Source organism: Leptolyngbya sp. FACHB-8, from assembly GCF_014695575.1.
GTDB lineage: Bacteria > Cyanobacteriota > Cyanobacteriia > Elainellales > Elainellaceae > Vacuolonema.
Map to the genome: position 1 here is coordinate 68,061 of NZ_JACJOO010000050.1, position 15,171 is coordinate 83,231.

Annotated in this window: 11 protein-coding genes; 5 read left to right on the top strand and 6 right to left on the bottom strand. The window is 51.8% G+C overall.

Annotated elements, in window-relative coordinates; genetic code table 11:
- Positions 1-35 precede the first annotated feature (35 nt).
- A complete protein-coding gene (locus H6F91_RS11495) occupies positions 36-1,556 on the bottom strand; it encodes an NAD(P)/FAD-dependent oxidoreductase (protein ID WP_190771695.1) in 1,521 nt (506 codons plus the stop codon).
- Between the two features lie 438 nt (positions 1,557-1,994).
- Here H6F91_RS11495 and H6F91_RS11500 point away from each other — a divergent pair, with 438 nt between their 5' ends.
- Entirely contained in the window at positions 1,995-2,213 is a 219-nt protein-coding gene (locus H6F91_RS11500; RefSeq protein WP_206754926.1) for a hypothetical protein, read from the top strand.
- 299 nt (positions 2,214-2,512) lie between these two features.
- Here the strand turns inward: H6F91_RS11500 and nadB are convergent, their stop codons facing one another.
- The 4 genes from nadB to H6F91_RS11525 all read right to left on the bottom strand — a co-directional run bounded on the left by nadB (position 2,513) and on the right by H6F91_RS11525 (position 7,375).
- Positions 2,513-4,186, bottom strand: coding sequence for an L-aspartate oxidase (gene nadB, locus H6F91_RS11505; RefSeq protein WP_347280032.1), 1,674 nt, complete (start codon positions 4,184-4,186; stop codon positions 2,513-2,515).
- Positions 4,187-4,606: 420 nt separating this feature from the next.
- Complete coding sequence (psbU, locus tag H6F91_RS11510) at positions 4,607-5,032, bottom strand: photosystem II complex extrinsic protein PsbU (protein WP_190771698.1); 426 nt, start codon at positions 5,030-5,032, stop codon at positions 4,607-4,609.
- A 377-nt stretch (positions 5,033-5,409) separates the two neighbouring features.
- Complete coding sequence (locus H6F91_RS11520; RefSeq protein WP_190772287.1) at positions 5,410-6,396, bottom strand: FHA domain-containing protein; 987 nt, start codon at positions 6,394-6,396, stop codon at positions 5,410-5,412.
- Between the two features lie 328 nt (positions 6,397-6,724).
- On the bottom strand, positions 6,725-7,375 hold the full coding sequence (locus H6F91_RS11525; protein WP_190772349.1) for a DUF3120 domain-containing protein: 651 nt from the start codon (positions 7,373-7,375) through the stop codon (positions 6,725-6,727).
- Positions 7,376-8,319: 944 nt separating this feature from the next.
- Between H6F91_RS11525 and H6F91_RS11530 the strand changes: the two genes are divergently transcribed.
- The 3 genes from H6F91_RS11530 (at position 8,320) to H6F91_RS11540 (ending at position 12,674) form a co-directional block, all read left to right on the top strand.
- The gene (locus H6F91_RS11530) at positions 8,320-9,267 is read left to right on the top strand and encodes an undecaprenyl-diphosphate phosphatase (RefSeq protein ID WP_190772350.1); all 948 of its coding nucleotides are present in this window, start codon (positions 8,320-8,322) and stop codon (positions 9,265-9,267) included.
- Between the two features lie 27 nt (positions 9,268-9,294).
- On the top strand, positions 9,295-10,668 hold the full coding sequence (locus H6F91_RS11535) for a TIGR03279 family radical SAM protein (RefSeq protein WP_190772288.1): 1,374 nt from the start codon (positions 9,295-9,297) through the stop codon (positions 10,666-10,668).
- A 179-nt stretch (positions 10,669-10,847) separates the two neighbouring features.
- Positions 10,848-12,674 (top strand): WG repeat-containing protein, encoded by a 1,827-nt coding sequence (locus tag H6F91_RS11540; protein WP_190772289.1) that lies wholly within the window; start codon positions 10,848-10,850, stop codon positions 12,672-12,674.
- Positions 12,675-12,736: 62 nt separating this feature from the next.
- On the opposite strand, the gene H6F91_RS11545 is transcribed toward H6F91_RS11540, so the two are convergent.
- Positions 12,737-13,291 (bottom strand): superoxide dismutase family protein, encoded by a 555-nt coding sequence (locus H6F91_RS11545; RefSeq protein WP_190772290.1) that lies wholly within the window; start codon positions 13,289-13,291, stop codon positions 12,737-12,739.
- Positions 13,292-13,551: 260 nt separating this feature from the next.
- Here H6F91_RS11545 and H6F91_RS11550 point away from each other — a divergent pair, with 260 nt between their 5' ends.
- Positions 13,552-15,171, top strand: a complete 1,620-nt coding sequence (locus H6F91_RS11550) for a glycosyltransferase family 39 protein (protein ID WP_190772291.1) — start codon at positions 13,552-13,554, stop codon at positions 15,169-15,171.

Consider the following 15,171-nt stretch of genomic DNA (forward strand, 5'->3'; position numbering starts at 1 on the left):
TTGTAACGGAACCTAGGCCATTGATAATAGCCGTATTACCGGGTGGATAAAACTTGTCGGAGCAGATTAGCTGTCTTTTGGGGTGACACAAGAGCATTAGCACAAAGGATGCCAGAGGCAGCAACTGCCGGAATCCCAATGCCGGGAATTGTACTGTCACCCACCCGGTAGAGCCCCGAAATGGGGGTTTGGGGTGGTGGAAACTGGCCTTGATGAGCAGCGATCGCCGCTCCATAGGTGCCGTGATGCCGTCGCAGGTAATGGGCATGGGTCAGGGGAGTGCCGATTAGTTCCAGGGTGATGCGATCGCGTACATCTGGAATCACCCGCTCTACAGCTCGGTAGAGAGATGCCGCTCGCTCTTGTTTGCGGCGATCGTAATCTGCATCCCGGCTCCAACCCTCAAACGGTTCCAGAGTATAGGCATGAAGCACGTGATGCCCTTCCGGAGCGAGGGCCGCGTCCCAAACCGACGGGATGGAAATCATACAAGTATTCCCAGGGACCGTAATATCTTGTTGGGTATCGTGAACCACGACATGGTGCCCGGTTAATCCCTTCAATCCAGACGCGCGGAATCCCAGATGTAGATGCATAAAACTATCTACCGCTGGAGTTTGTAGCGCCTGTTGACGGTAAGCCGCAGGAACATCCTCAGGTTTCAAAAGATGGGTAAAGGTGTCCCAAACAGAAGCATTTGAAATCACCACCGGAGCTGTGACCACCTCTCCATCTGCAAGTTCCACACCGATCGCACGACCAGACTCTACCCGAATCTGTCTCACCGGGGTCTTAAGCCGCAGCTGGCCACCCCATTTTTCTAACCCCCGCACAAGGGCCTGAACGATCGCCTCACTACCGCCAACTGGGTAATCCACGACAGAGCGCGATCGCTCCCCCAACATAAAACTCACCTCAGGGGCCACGGTACCCTCCGCTTTAAGCCCTGACAGGAGAAAGCACTCCAAATCCACCAATCGTCGTACCCAGGGGTTGTGTACTGTTTGATCCAACACATCCCCAACCGACCCCTGGATCATAAGTAAATGGGGCAAGAGCTTAAGCAGGGCCAGAGGATAGCGGCTGAGTAAAACTGGAATTGCCTGCCAATCTGGGCGTAGGGCCAAGGTCGGAATTCCTTTCAAGGCCTCATAGAGCTGCAACATACGCTGCTCGAAGGCAGCATACTCTTTGGCTCCGGTGGGTGTGACAGCGGCGATCGCTTGTTGATAATCCTCACTGCGACACCAGACAGGAAATACCCCTTCCGGAAAATGATAGTGACCAAGCGGGTCGTAAGCGATCGCCTCCACCGTCTCCTCCAAAGCATCCAGCACCATCCTTAAAGGATTGAGGGAGGTTGGATCACTAAGGCCACAATAGAAAGATGGCCCCGTATCAAAGCGAAAGCCTTGCCGGGAAAAGCCGTGAGCGGCACCACCCGGTTGGGTATGGGCTTCACAGACGAGCGATCGCCAACCGTAGCGAGCCAACATGGCTCCGGCAACCAACCCTCCAATACCACTACCAACAATAATTGCGTCAAAATCTGCCATAGGTCACATCGCGAATTGCAATCGCATGGGATACAACCAGATGAACGGCACAAATAGGCATTGCCTACTTTCCATATTTCAGCCTAAGGAAAAGCGTCATCCGTTTCCGTAATTCTTCGTGGGATAGAAGTTCAAGAGGAATTAGCTTCTTCATCGAGAAGCGTAATAACCCCTGAATATTTATGAATATATGTTGAAGTTCATCTAGAATTTAAGAAGCTGCTGAGCAAAATTGGTATAAACAAGCAAATTTACTGAAATCGTTCACGTTGTCCCTGGCAGAGCTCTCTATACCTTAGTCATCCTATTTCTTATGCTAGGGAAACGGAAACCACAAACTCCTATCTATGTCAAGTTTCCGTGCAATTACGTTCGCTGCCCCCTTGTGTCCGTAAAACTGCCCTATAGTAATAGTGTGTTATCCGCACTATGCCAACTATGAGTCGCGTCTTATTAGGTAGTGTGGTTTGGCTGTTTAGTGCTTCCATCAGTGCTGCATCCCCTGTCCTCGCCCAGCAAGCAGTTCCGTCAGATTTGATGAACCCCCCATCAGATTTGCCGACATCAAAGCTGAGATCTGACTACAACCAAGATTCATCTTACGAGCCTCCTGTGGAGGGCGGCCCTGGAAGCACTCAGGGGTCCGGTACTCGTTAACAGTAGATCTTGTAGCGATACAGTAGTCAATCAGCGGGATTGCGCTTTCCATACCCCTCACTGCATCCCATGTGTTTTACATAGCAACAAACGTCCATACGTCCTTCCGTAAAGATCGTAAATAAAACAATCTGTAATTTCTTTTTGTGAGCTTGATGGCTTCGCTGCCACGCTCACAAAAAGAAATTACAGATGACTAACTGCACAATCTTCGTAGGAGAGCGTGAGATTGAGCCTCACGCTCTCCTATCAACAAAACCAACTGAACATCAAAGGTTTAGTCGATAGAAAATGTAGCCCTACTCAACGGGAGCAGACTTCCACTGGCGATCGCCCTGCACCAGCGTATGGACTCGCCACTGTTGATCGTCTGTACTTGGGTAGTCAGTCCGGAAGTGACCGCCCCGGCTTTCCGTACGAAAGTGGGCAGCTCGTAAAATCAAACTGGCAATATCCAATAGGTTACGAGTCTCGCCCCAATCTCGTAGGATCAGGTGATCGATTGTTAAAGCTCCACCCTGACTTGCCAGGGTTTGCAGATACTTATTGAGGGTTTGGCTCAGGGACAGGTTTGCAAATTCCTGCTGAGCAACCTGAATTTGGGCGATCGCCTGCTCCAGGGTTTCCTCGGTGCGACAGATTCCGGCACTCTGCCACGTCACGCCCGCCAACCAGGTACGTATCTGCCGAATGGTCGTAATCTGGCTCTTATCCTGATCCGTTAAGAGCGTATCCGATGCGTCAGATGAAGTAGGTGAATAGTCCAACTCCGGTAGCTGAAGGGCCATAAATTGCGCCCCAAAGACCAGGCATTCCAGTAAGGAGTTACTCGCCAGCCGATTCGCACCGTGAACCCCCGTACTAGCCACTTCTCCAATTGCATAGAGCCGGGGGATAGTTGTCTGGTTGTAGCGATCGGCAAAAACGCCGCCCATCCAATAATGCGCCGCCGGAGCAACGGGAATGGGTTGCGTAAATACATCCACTCCCCATTGACGGCACACCTGAATAATGTTGGGAAAGCGATGCTGAATTCGATCCGGTGGAATAGAGCGCAAATCTAGCCAGACATGAGCATTCGGGTTGTCGGGATGGGTCTTTTGTAAATGTGTAAAGATGGCACGACTCACGACATCTCGGGGAGCCAATTCGCCATCAGGGTGATAGTCAAAGGCAAAGCGATATTGCTCATCATCCAGCAAATGTGCTCCTTCCCCGCGCACAGCTTCACTGATCAGAAAGCGAGGCGCTCCCGGCAGGGTAAGGGCAGTTGGGTGGAACTGGACAAATTCTAGATCCCGTAGCAAGGCTTCGGCCCGCCAGGCGATCGCCACCCCATCCCCCGTACTTAAAGGGGGATTAGTCGTCTGGGCAAACACCTGCCCTCCGCCCCCGGTCGCCAGAATGATGGCCCGAGCCGGTACCGCTCGGACTTCCTCACCAACCTGCAACAAAACACCCTGGCACTCACCACCCTGCATCCACACATCCATCACAAACCCCTGAAGCACATGAATGTGAGGACGGGCCAATACTCGTTGGGCCAGAATAGTCACGACAGCACGACCTGTAGTATCTGCAGCATGCAGTACTCGGCGGCGAGAGTGGGCGGCCTCTAAAGTCATAGCCAGGGCATCGCCCTGACGGTCAAAGGCAACCCCCAGATCAATGAGATGCTGGATGCAATCACTCGCCTCTTTCACGAGTAGGGTAACAGCATCCCGATCACATAACCCTGCGCCCGCCTTTAATGTATCGGTTAGATGTAGTTCGCTGGAGTCATCGGGGGCGATCGCCGCTGCAATGCCCCCTTGCGCCCAGTCGCTCGCAGATTGCTCCAAAGGTTCTTTTGTAATCAGGCCAATCCGGTAGTGGTCGGGGAGACAGAGGGCACTGTAGAGACCGGCGGCCCCTCCCCCTACAACGATGACATCAAACGGATTCAGGTCATCCCACGCAGCAGATTGAGACACAGGCAACAACACTCATGAGCAGAACATAATTATAGTCACCTTCTAGTTTCATTGCGGCAACAGGAGAACATGGCCTTAGCCCCACATTCTCCTGTTGCCGCAATGAAACTATAGCAATGTGCAAATGTGTTAAGTGCCCCACACCACCGTACTTAGGAGGTTTCTGCATAAGAATCTACCTAGGATGTTGGTGCTTTGCCCGCGAAGCGGGCAAAGCACCAACATCCTGGGGGTAATTTCATTGTTGGAAATCTCCTTAATCAACGCGCACAGCGGTACTCACCAACTTCAACCCCAAGCATACTTAAGCGCTGAGAATGAGGAACTCCCTTAAAACGAGAAGCCCTTAGCAAAAGCTAAGGGCTATAAATTAAAACATAGGATTAGAAGCCAAACGGAGGGACAGGCCCAACGAGTTGTTTAGCGATAAATCCCGTTATTGATCCGGTCATCCCCTTCAACAAATGCGTTTTCGGGAGGGCTAACGGTAAATTTATCCAGATTGGCTTGCAGTACTTCCAATTGACGATCCGTCAGTCCGGGAATATCCAGAACATCGTTCACGTCTTGATAAGGAGCATTCTTTAGAATCTGCTTGGCGATGGTGGGGTACAGCCCCGGATATTGCATGAATGCCCGCACGTTGGTGTTATTCAGGTCGATTTTTGCGCCGAATTCTGTTGCCAGCTTGTCATCGACAGCGTTACGAAACTCTAACGCCACCAGGGGAGATGAGATGGGCACGAGACGACTGAAAGGAGCGGCAATCGCCGACAGATCCCCTACCCAACCCCAGCTAGCCACTAGCACAGCCAGGGACAACAACAACCCTACAAATCGCTTCATTGGTTGAATCCCTTCCGATTTCTCCGATTTCATGATTCCGATTGTCTTAGCCCAAGAGGCTAAATAAAACACAGCAAAAGCAAAAAAAGAGTATATGAACAGGGAGCGAAGCCGCTTTTATCCAATTCCAGACTCTACCTATAGAGACTACCATTACAAATGACCAAAAAGTGATGCCTATAGAGTTCATTTCCATCTGTTTGGATTAGGCCTCAAAAAACGATGGTGGGTGTCGTATTGCGACGCCCACCATCGTTTTTTGAGGCTTAACCTTTAAGGAGGTTTCTGCATAAGAATTTACCCAGAATGTTGGTGCTTTGCCCGCTTCGCGGGCAAAGCACCAACATTCTGGGGGTAATTTCATTACTGGAAATCTCCTAAGAAGGAGTAGTCAACTGCAAAAAAGTATCTAGATCAGAAAAGGAGCCAGCATAGGTCACGGTTGGGGTGTCATAGCCCTTCAGATTGACCGAGTGCTGCTTGAACAGGTTCGGGTTCGACATGCTGGTGATGAGGTACTCGTAAGCCGCCTCACCTAGAGCCACATCCATGCCAATCTGCTTCGTAGCCGATTCTAAGCGAAAGGCGGCATTTACGGTATCACCCAGGGCGGTGTAATCGGGGCGATCGCCCGTCCCCGTATTGCCCACCATGGCATAGCCCGTATTCAAGCCGGCCCCAACCCGTAACGGAAATGGAAGCGGGTACCGCTCATGCAGGCGACTAGTCATTTTGTGTAAAGAACTGAGGGCACGGGCGATCCGTACCATTTCTTCCTGGCTAACGCCTTGGGCTCCGTGGATCCAGACGGCCATAATGGCGTCACCAATATACTTATCGACCCAACTGCCATACTCCCGAATAATGTCTCCGGCACAGCGAAACCAGGTGCCGATCGCTTCTGAGAGAATCTTTTCGTCAATCTGTCGAGTCATCACAGTAAAGTCCCGGATATCAACTACCAGCACGGAGATCAGACGTCGTACGTGGAGGGTAGCTGTAGCCGTAAACTCTTGAGAGTCAATACCCAGGGAGGAATCCGAGGCGGGTGCCATATCTGGAGAATAAAACTCCAGCTCGGTTTGCCCGAAAGTGAGCCGATCGCCATTGTGCAGCGTGACAGGAACACTGACACGCCGTCCATTGACAAAGGAACCATTCCGGCTTCCTAAGTCGATTAAATAGAACTCGCCCGTCTCCATGCGCTGAAGCATCGCATGGTTACGAGAAATCCAGCGGTCAGGCAACACGAAGTTGTTGTCATCTCCTCGACCAATTGTCCAGCAATTGTTACTTGTCAAGGAAAGATAACGGCTACCGGACTCAGTTCGTAGGATTAGGTGGGGAACAGGTTGTGCAATCACTGCGAACCATGAAACCGCTACTTTGCTTTTACTGATGCATCCTGAGGCTGCGGAACGGATGAGAGAAGACAACAGTCATCTTCTGGTTATCATCCACAAGAGTTTTTGACCTGCAACAGGACAAAATTTCGATCTTCCGCCAAGGTTTATCGCTGGAGTCACATGGCCTCCTAAACTGGTTGCCCAGCCAGAAGCTAGATCATGCCCGCGAACTACAACTACTAAGTTAGCCCAAGATACTCAAATCATAGCCTTACTAACTCAGCACCTGACATCAACTTTCAGGATTCGCACAGCATTGACAGGGTTCAGGGTAGGTAGTGTGAACTCAGGCAGCCATAGCCAGCAGAAGAAACAAACCATCAACCATAACCGTGCTAAGGATAGCGCCACTAAAAGCCCAATGGTGAAGCTGTTGCGATCGCAACGGCAATAAACCCACCACCAACAGTAGACTGACGATCAGCACAGCGCTACCAACTCCCCAAGGAGTTTGCATCTGAGCCAGAGCCGCCTGAAAGATCGGTGGAGCTTGATCAGGAGTTACCTGCATCAATTGTCGCCAATAGGGAATCAAATTGACCAGGTAGAAATACAGATCTGTCAAAGCAGTCCCCAGTAGGGAACCCAAGTAAAACCAATGGCCTACAGGGGTCTGTATGCGTCGCATCCCAATCAGAGCAAAAGGTAGAGCGATCGCCTCAATGGGCAAGTGCAGCAGCGGCTCCCAACGAAACCACCCCCAGTAGATTGACCCCGCCAACCAGGTCCAGGCAAAACCATAAGTCAGGTCACCCAGTACCCAGGTATCCGGCTGCCGGGCAAGAGAACGCGCCATGATTACCAGCACCCCCGTCAATAACAGACTGAGTAGTGGCACCAACCGTACAAGCGGAGCCTGAAAAAAGACGGGAACAGATACCAGAAACACGGCTACCCCCAAAACACCCCACTTCCCAATACCGGAAAGGGAACCCATGGGAGCCTTGAGAGAAGCAGAAGTCAGGGAAGAAGCGGCTTCCTGACGCTCGGCCAGCGAGGGGGTAGACGACGAAATGGTAATCAATGGCTTAATTAATTGAAACAATTTATCGCACTCATTTAGTTTACGTTATTTAACAAAAGATTGCATCCCAAAATGCAATGCCAGGGGATGCTTCTAATAGCCTGCTGTGTCTTCGATTGTACGGACAATCCCCCGGGGGGCATATTTAGATATTCTTAAAGTGTCTAGAAACTAGCAAAGTTCAAAGCTTCAGTGCAGTGTCTAGAAGTTTTAGTTTGACTGAGCCCCCTCTGTAAGGAAAAGCTCACCCTCTCAGAAAACGCCTGAACCGTAATTGGACAAGTGTCCGAAAACTTGCTGTAATTTACTACTCGTCCAAGAGGATGTGCCTAATGCTCTAGGTCCTGGTTAATCAGGACCTAGAGCATTAGGCACATCCTCGGTACTATTCTAAACATTTGAATGGGGCGCTTACCGTCTCATTCACACAGCCATCTCATGCTTGAAACATGGGTACATCCCACTTTTGTAAGTGAAGCGGGCGAAGCCCGCTTCACTTACAAAACCTCAGTTCGGGTTAAGGGCTTTTTTGAGTGCCGCGCGAAGAGCGGCACTCAAAAAAGCCCATTATTGCGTGCGCGACGCGCACGCAATAATGGGCGGTTCGGCTTATCCCGAACTGACGTTACAAAAGTGGGATGTACCCTGAGACATGACCCGCACACATCAAGAAGATAACCGTAGAGCCTGCTGTGTTTTATGAGCTGAAGCATTAACTTTGTCAGCGCTTCAGCTCACAAAGTTCGATATTGGTACTTCCATAAAGTTGCCTCGGGATACCTGATAGAAGGGAAAAAGCATAGGGTAGACTCATTGAGACATTTCTAGCCAGGCTGAGAGGACTGCCCGTGTCTGAGATGAGTTTTGGAGTCGCATTGGGAGCACTATTTAATCCAGTTATGGGTGGATTGCCCTTAACGGGGACGATCGCCACAGCTCCTACCGTAGATACCTCAGCCGCCGCTCCCATAAGTCTGTTTCAGGCTTTGGTTTTGGGCTTTGTGCAGGGAATGACGGAATTTTTACCTATTAGCAGCACTGCTCACCTTAAAGTGGTACCCGTAGCTCTAGGGTGGGGCGATCCAGGTGTGGCCTACACTGCCATTATTCAGTTGGGGAGTATTGCAGCAGTGCTGTGGTACTTCTGGAGTGACTTGAGCCAGATTGTGCGAGGGGCGATCGCTTCTCTTGTTCGCCGCGACTTCCAGACCCAGGAATTCCGCATGGCCTTGGGCATTGCGTTAGGTACCATCCCGATCCTGTTTTTTGGGTTGCTGATTAAAGTTCTCATTCCTGACTTTGACAACTCGCCTTTGCGATCGCTCTCCACCATTGCCATTGTTTCTATCCTCATGGCCCTACTGTTGGGGCTGGCGGAAAAGTTAGGACGCCGCAAGCGTGACTACGACGACCTCACCACCAGGGATGGAATACTGATGGGACTGGCTCAATCTCTAGCGCTGATTCCAGGGGTTTCGCGTTCCGGTTCGACCCTCACAGCCGGACTATTTATGGGAATGGAACGGGCCGCTGCCGCACGCTTCTCGTTCTTGCTGGGGATTCCGGCAATCACGCTGGCGGGACTAGTCGAGCTCAAAGACGTGCTGGAGACGGGCGTTAGCCAGAAGGAGTTGATGCCTCTAATCGTGGGCACTATTTCTGCGGCCATCTTTTCTTATCTAGCGATCGCCGGTCTTTTACGCTATCTGAAAACCCGAAACACCTGGGTTTTTGTCTGGTATCGCCTCGCCTTTGGCGTAGCGATTTTAACCGCACTCGCCACTAACTTTCTTAAAAATGCTTGAGAATGGGAGAGGAATTGTTGTGCGGCTATGCGTGAAGGAACTATTCGCCCTGCCCAGGTCACATGTGTCCTGCCAGGGTCTATTGCTGAAGAATTAGGGTTTGAAGTGGGCGATCGCCTGGTCGCAATTAATGGCGATCGTCCCCGCGATTTGATCGATTATCGCTACTTATGCGCGGACGAGTTTTTAGAACTGGAAGTGCTGGGTCGGGATGGCAAAACCTACCAGGTCGAGCTGGAAAAAGATTACGACGAAGACCTGGGGCTAGAGTTTGAGAGCGCGCTCTTTGATGGCTTGATGCAGTGTAACAACCACTGTCCCTTCTGCTTTATTGACCAGCAACCCCCCGGAAAGCGCCAGAGCCTTTACTTTAAGGACGATGACTACCGTTTGAGCTTTCTCTACGGGAGCTATCTTACCCTGACGAATTTAACAGCACCGGAGTGGGATCGCATTGCCCAAATGCGCCTCTCGCCACTCTATGTCAGTGTCCATGCCACCGAGCCAGAAATTCGGGGCCGCCTGCTCAAAAACCCCCGAGCTGGGCAAATTATGGATCAGCTCGCCTGGTTTCAGGAGCAGCGGCTACAAATTCATGCTCAGGTGGTACTCTGTCCTGGCATTAATGATGGGCCACATCTAGAGCGTACCCTGCGAGACTTAGCACAATTTCACCGGGGGGATTTACCAGCGGTGGCTTCTGTGGCGGTGGTACCGGTGGGTCTCACGCGCTTTCGCCCTGACGAGGACGAATTAATTCCTGTTTCCACCGAGAAAGCACAGGAAGTGATCGCCCAAGTACAGTCGCTTCAAGAAGAATTTCGTAAAACACTAGGGTCGACCTTCGCCTGGTTAGCCGATGAGTGGTTCTTAATCGGTCGGCAGGCGCTACCGCCAGAGTCTCATTATGAGTCTTATCCACAAATTGGCAACGGCGTTGGGTCGATTCAGCTGTTCTTGAAAGACTTCTTCCAGGCTGCTCAACAACTGCCTGCACAGGTCTCTCCTGCCTGTGAGCTGACCTGGGTTGTTGGGAACGCTGTTGAATTTGCATTTCAGCCCGTGGTCGAGCGTCTTAATCAGGTGAAAGGCTTAACAGTAACGATGGCCGCCCTGAATAGCACCTACTGGGGTCAAGACATCACAGTGACGGGGCTCCTAACCGGGGAGGATTTGATTGGCCGTTTGAAGGGACGCCACCTGGGGGATGCTATTCTATTGCCGTCTCTCATGTTGAAACATGATGATTCCCGGTTTTTGGATGACAGAACCGTGGATGAGGTGTCCCGGGAATTAGGAGTGCCGATCCTGCCCATTGCGGATGTCGAGGAATTGATCCAGACCTGTGGGCAACCGCTGAGTTTAGAGGAAGGTTCGGTCGCAGTGGGACGGGGGAAATGACCCCTTGATTGGGATGCCAGGGATTGTTGAAAATGCGGAGGGAATCTGATTTTCAAAGAGATTTCGAGAATGAGACTGGGCATTCTGAAGGGAGGTGCGATCGCTCGATTCTACCTCCTACGGTAGTTTTCAAGCTTCTTAGCAAAACGTTAATAATTCTTGTGACCTAGAGGGCACCAATGCTGATCGGCGGGCGCTACGAGACAATCCGCGAATTGGGCCGGGGAGGCTCTGGGAGAACTTACCTGGCGGAAGACACCTATCGCCGGGGCAACCCCAAGTGCGTTGTTAAAAAGCTACAACCCACTTCAAAACTCCCTTCGGTTCTAGAAAAAGCCCGTATGATTTTCGATACTGGGGTTCAGGAGCTTTACGACCTGGGAGCAACGGGGGCAACACCACGGTTGCTCGACCATCTAGAGCAGGCCGGGGAGTTTTATCTCGTCCAAGAACTGGTTGATGGTCATGATTTGCGGCAGACCTTTGTGCTGGGCGATCGTTGGGACGAAAAAGACGTAGTTGCCCAACTGCGCGAAATTCTAGAGTTATTAGTTGTGTTTCACGAGCGGGGCATTGCTCATCAAGACGTGAAGCCGCAAAATTTGATCCGCCGTTGGAAGGACAAGAAGCTGATGCTTTCTGATGTCGGTGGCATTAAAGTCATTCGGCACCTTACCCTAACTCCAACCGGAGAGCCCAAGTATACGACCCCCGTGGGTACTCCGGGCTACATGCCTAAGGAACAGATCGATGGCGTCCCGACTCCTGCTAGCGATGTCTATGCGGTGGGCATGATGGGCATTCAGGCGCTCACCGGTTATACCCCCAACCAGCTTCCCCGCAACCCCGCAACGCGGATTGTAGAGTGGCATGACCAGGCCGCCGTTAGTCCTGAATTGATGAAAATTCTGGATCAGATGGTGCATCCCGATATGGCAGAGCGGTACCCAACTGCGATGGCTGCCCTAGCGGCATTGCCCAGCCCCAAACAACGGGGTCTCTCCCCAGAAGAACTGGCTGAATTTTTAGGAGAGCCACCACCGCCCACCTACGAAATGGTGATTGAACCCCACTTCTCCTTTGCCCGAGATTTCTCGGAAGGGCTGGCGGCAGTCATGGTAGAAGACCGCCTGGGTTACATCGACAAGGCGGGGCGGTTTATCATTCCCCCTCTGCTCGAAGTTGATCCCTTAAGCCTGTATCGAGAAGGGGCGTACCAATTTTCTGAGGGGTTATCGCGAATGGCGATCGACCACCAGTGGGGCTACATTGACCCAGCGGGCAAAATCTTGATTCCCCCCCAATTTGATGGAGCTGAGAATTTCTCCAATGGGTTAGCGCGGGTGGAGGTGGAGCATCGTTACGGTTACATCAATAAGCGAGGTAAGTTTGCGATCGCCCCCTCCTTTGAAAGTGCCTCCCACGCCTTTCGGGAAGAAGTGGCAGCGGTAGAAATTGACCACAAGTACGGTTATGTGAATCGCCACGGCGCTGTCGTCATTCGGCCGCAATTTGACAGTGCCGACTATTTCCACGAAGGACTGGCTCGCATTACCCTTGATGGCAAGTATGGCTTCATCAACAAGAGTGGAGAGTTGGTCATTCCCGCCGAGTTTGACGTCGCCCACACCTTCAGCCAGCAGTTGGCTCGGGTGCGTATTGATGGCAAATATGGCTACATCGACAAAACCGGTAAAACCGTTATTGCCCCTGCCTTTGATGATACGTTTAGCTTTACCGAAGGCTTAGCCCTAGTGCGGAATGAGAATCACTATGGCTTCATCAACCCCCTGGGGCACATGGTCATCCCCCTGCGATTTGAAGATGCTTACCCCTTCTCGGAGGGATTGGCGGCGGTGAAGATGGGCAATCTATGGGGTTACATTAACCCGCAGGGCGAGTTTCTTGTAGAGCCACAATTTGAAGATGCCAGCTCTTTCCGAGGCGGTCGCGCTGCTGTCAAGAAGGGCAATGGTTGGGGATACCTGGGCGTTGTACATCCTTAAAGCAATAAGCAGGACATAGCATTGCTATGCCCTGCTTATTGCTTTATTTCAACAGAACTGTTTTATTCAGCAACTTGGACAATGCCGCAAGCGATGCGTCCGCCCGCATCTCCGGTGGGTTGCACATAGGAATCAACTTTTTCGTGGAGAATGACCGCGTGGTTGGCGATCGCATACTTTCCATCGGTCAGAGTTAAACCTGGAATTTCCTCCCGATACGAACCGCTACCATCAGCAGCAATGGTTAAATTGCCTAAATCTCCGGCATGAGCATTGGCGAATCCATCACGCTGAAGATTGCCATGGGGAGAACCATCTGGATTAAAGTGCCCCCCAGCCGCATTTCCAGCATCTGCGCAACTGGCATTCTCGTGGATATGAAAACCATGTGGGCCGGCCGGGGCTCCGGTCACCTGAGCTTCAACTAAAACGCCCGACTCCGTAGGAGTAAACGTTATTTCTCCTCGCAGGCTATTGTCTGAGGAAGTGCTCTCCAGAGTTGCAGTAGACAGGGATTCGGCCCAGGCTTCTCCTTGCACTCCTAAATACAGGAATACCACCAATCCCAATAGAGCTAGAACGGACAAGAGGCGAGTAAGTCTACGTGCAGCTAGCATGGGTTAAACAGAGGTAAGGGGCTAGAACGTCTCTATCATACTGGGAATGGCAGGAACTCGAAACCTCTGTGAATAAGGTTTTAGGCATGAGTTTAGTTGCTGTGGAGGAAAGGCTAAGCCTTTCCTCCACAGCAACTAAACTCAGAGTTGATCAGCTCCTCTCCCATATGGGCAAAAGGCAAACAGAGCCATAGCTTTCCAAAGGGACAAGGGAACAGGTATGGTAGGGAGCGAATTTTTATGTTGGTGTGGCGATCGCAATGCCTTCACAACCCAGCCCAACTGCTTTCATCCGAACTGTCTGGCCAGTGGTACTGGGGCTCCTAATCTTACTCGGTATCGGCTTCCGGGTTAACCAATTAGATACTCCCGTGTTCTGGGTGGATGAGGTTGCAACGGCAACACGGGTCTCCGGCTACACCCAGGCTGAAATTTTGGCAGCGGTGGTAGATGGGCAACGGCGATCGCCCACCGATCTAAAAAAGTATCAACAGGTAGGCGATCGGCCTTTTGGAGCAACGGTTCACGCCTTAACCCGAAGTCCCGAACATGCGCCACTCTACTTTCTGTTGACTCGGGGTTGGATGAGTCTATTTGGCAGTTCCGTCGCTGCCATTCGCAGCCTTTCAGTTTTGCTGGGACTATTGCTACTACCGGCCCTTTATGGGTTGTGCCGTCAGATCGATCCGTTGCCTAGGATGGCGGAACTGGCCCTGGCTCTGGTATCAATTTCTCCTTACTTTATTGCTTATTCGCGAGAAGCACGGCCCTACAGTTTGTGGGCACTGGCGTTGGTCCTGGGATGTGGAGCTTTGGCTCGGGCATTGCATCGCACCACCTTTGCAGCCTGGGCTACCTATAGCTTGATGGTGACGCTAAACCTCTACACCTCATTACTTTTCCTGCCCGTACTCGTTGGGCAAGGAGCTTACGTTGGAGTTCTGGCCCTGAAAGGCAAGAGCATGGTCTGGAAGCCCTGGTGCTGGGCAGCCGGAATAGGATTTATTGCATTTTTGCCCTGGGTATGGGTCATGGTGCAGAACTGGTCAGCTCTGGAGTCGAATGTGTCATGGGCAGAGTCGCCATTACCCTGGCCCGTGATCGTTGGCGTATGGCTCTACAGCGTTGCCATTCTAGTGTTTGATGTACCGATCGCGCCGTTTCCCAGTGCGATCGCCCTGCTTCAGGGCATTATGGCGCTGTTGGTCCTGGTGACCATGGGTTGGGCTGTCGCGTCAGCGATTCGACAGGCCGCCTTCCCGCGATGGGGGTTAGGGTTGGCCTTAGCCCTACCCACGCCGCTCGCCCTAGTGTTGCTAGATGGATTACAGGGTGGGCAGGTATCCGCAACCTCACGCTATTTATTTCCAGCGCAGTTAGGGCTAGTATTGGCTCTCGCAGGATGGTTGGGGTATGGATGGCATAAACATCCTCAACGTACGAGGGGCATCGCGATCGCCCTGCTCTTCCTCTGTTTGTTATCAAATTGCATTGGAGTTGGGCGATCGCCTATGTACCAAAAGGGTCGTAACCTCCATAACGCTGAGATTGCCGCTGTTATTAACCAAGTTCCAGCCGCCCTGGTGTTGGCAGAAGCAACCCAAACCTTCGACCTCCTTTCTCTCAGCCATAACCTGGCAGATTCTGTCAGCCTGAGCATTTTACCGAAAGGAACCGAGGTAGATGCAGTGCCGCTCTGTGAGACAGTAGAGACGGTGTTTTTGCTGAATCCGTCAGTGGAGTGGCGCGATCGCCTAATCCAAAAACTTCCACCCACCGCGCAGGTGCAGGAAGCCTATCGCCCCCCTCTTCTTACCGCAAACGACGTCCACCTGTCTCTGTGGCGAGTGGACGCTACACGACTCTGTCCTGCAAACTGA

Bases quoted from the DNA above. Each gene is read 5' to 3' on its own strand.
- psbU (WP_190771698.1), bottom strand. From the start codon at position 5,032: ATGAAGCGATTTGTAGGGTTGTTGTTGTCCCTGGCTGTGCTAGTGGCT.
- H6F91_RS11525 (WP_190772349.1), bottom strand. From the start codon at position 7,375: ATGGGTTCCCTTTCCGGTATTGGGAAGTGGGGTGTTTTGGGGGTAGCC.
- H6F91_RS11535 (WP_190772288.1), top strand. From the start codon at position 9,295: ATGCGTGAAGGAACTATTCGCCCTGCCCAGGTCACATGTGTCCTGCCA.
- H6F91_RS11530 (WP_190772350.1), top strand. From the start codon at position 8,320: ATGAGTTTTGGAGTCGCATTGGGAGCACTATTTAATCCAGTTATGGGT.
- H6F91_RS11545 (WP_190772290.1), bottom strand. From the start codon at position 13,291: ATGCTAGCTGCACGTAGACTTACTCGCCTCTTGTCCGTTCTAGCTCTA.
- H6F91_RS11550 (WP_190772291.1), top strand. From the start codon at position 13,552: ATGCCTTCACAACCCAGCCCAACTGCTTTCATCCGAACTGTCTGGCCA.
- H6F91_RS11540 (WP_190772289.1), top strand. From the start codon at position 10,848: ATGCTGATCGGCGGGCGCTACGAGACAATCCGCGAATTGGGCCGGGGA.
- H6F91_RS11500 (WP_206754926.1), top strand. From the start codon at position 1,995: ATGAGTCGCGTCTTATTAGGTAGTGTGGTTTGGCTGTTTAGTGCTTCC.
- H6F91_RS11495 (WP_190771695.1), bottom strand. From the start codon at position 1,556: ATGGCAGATTTTGACGCAATTATTGTTGGTAGTGGTATTGGAGGGTTG.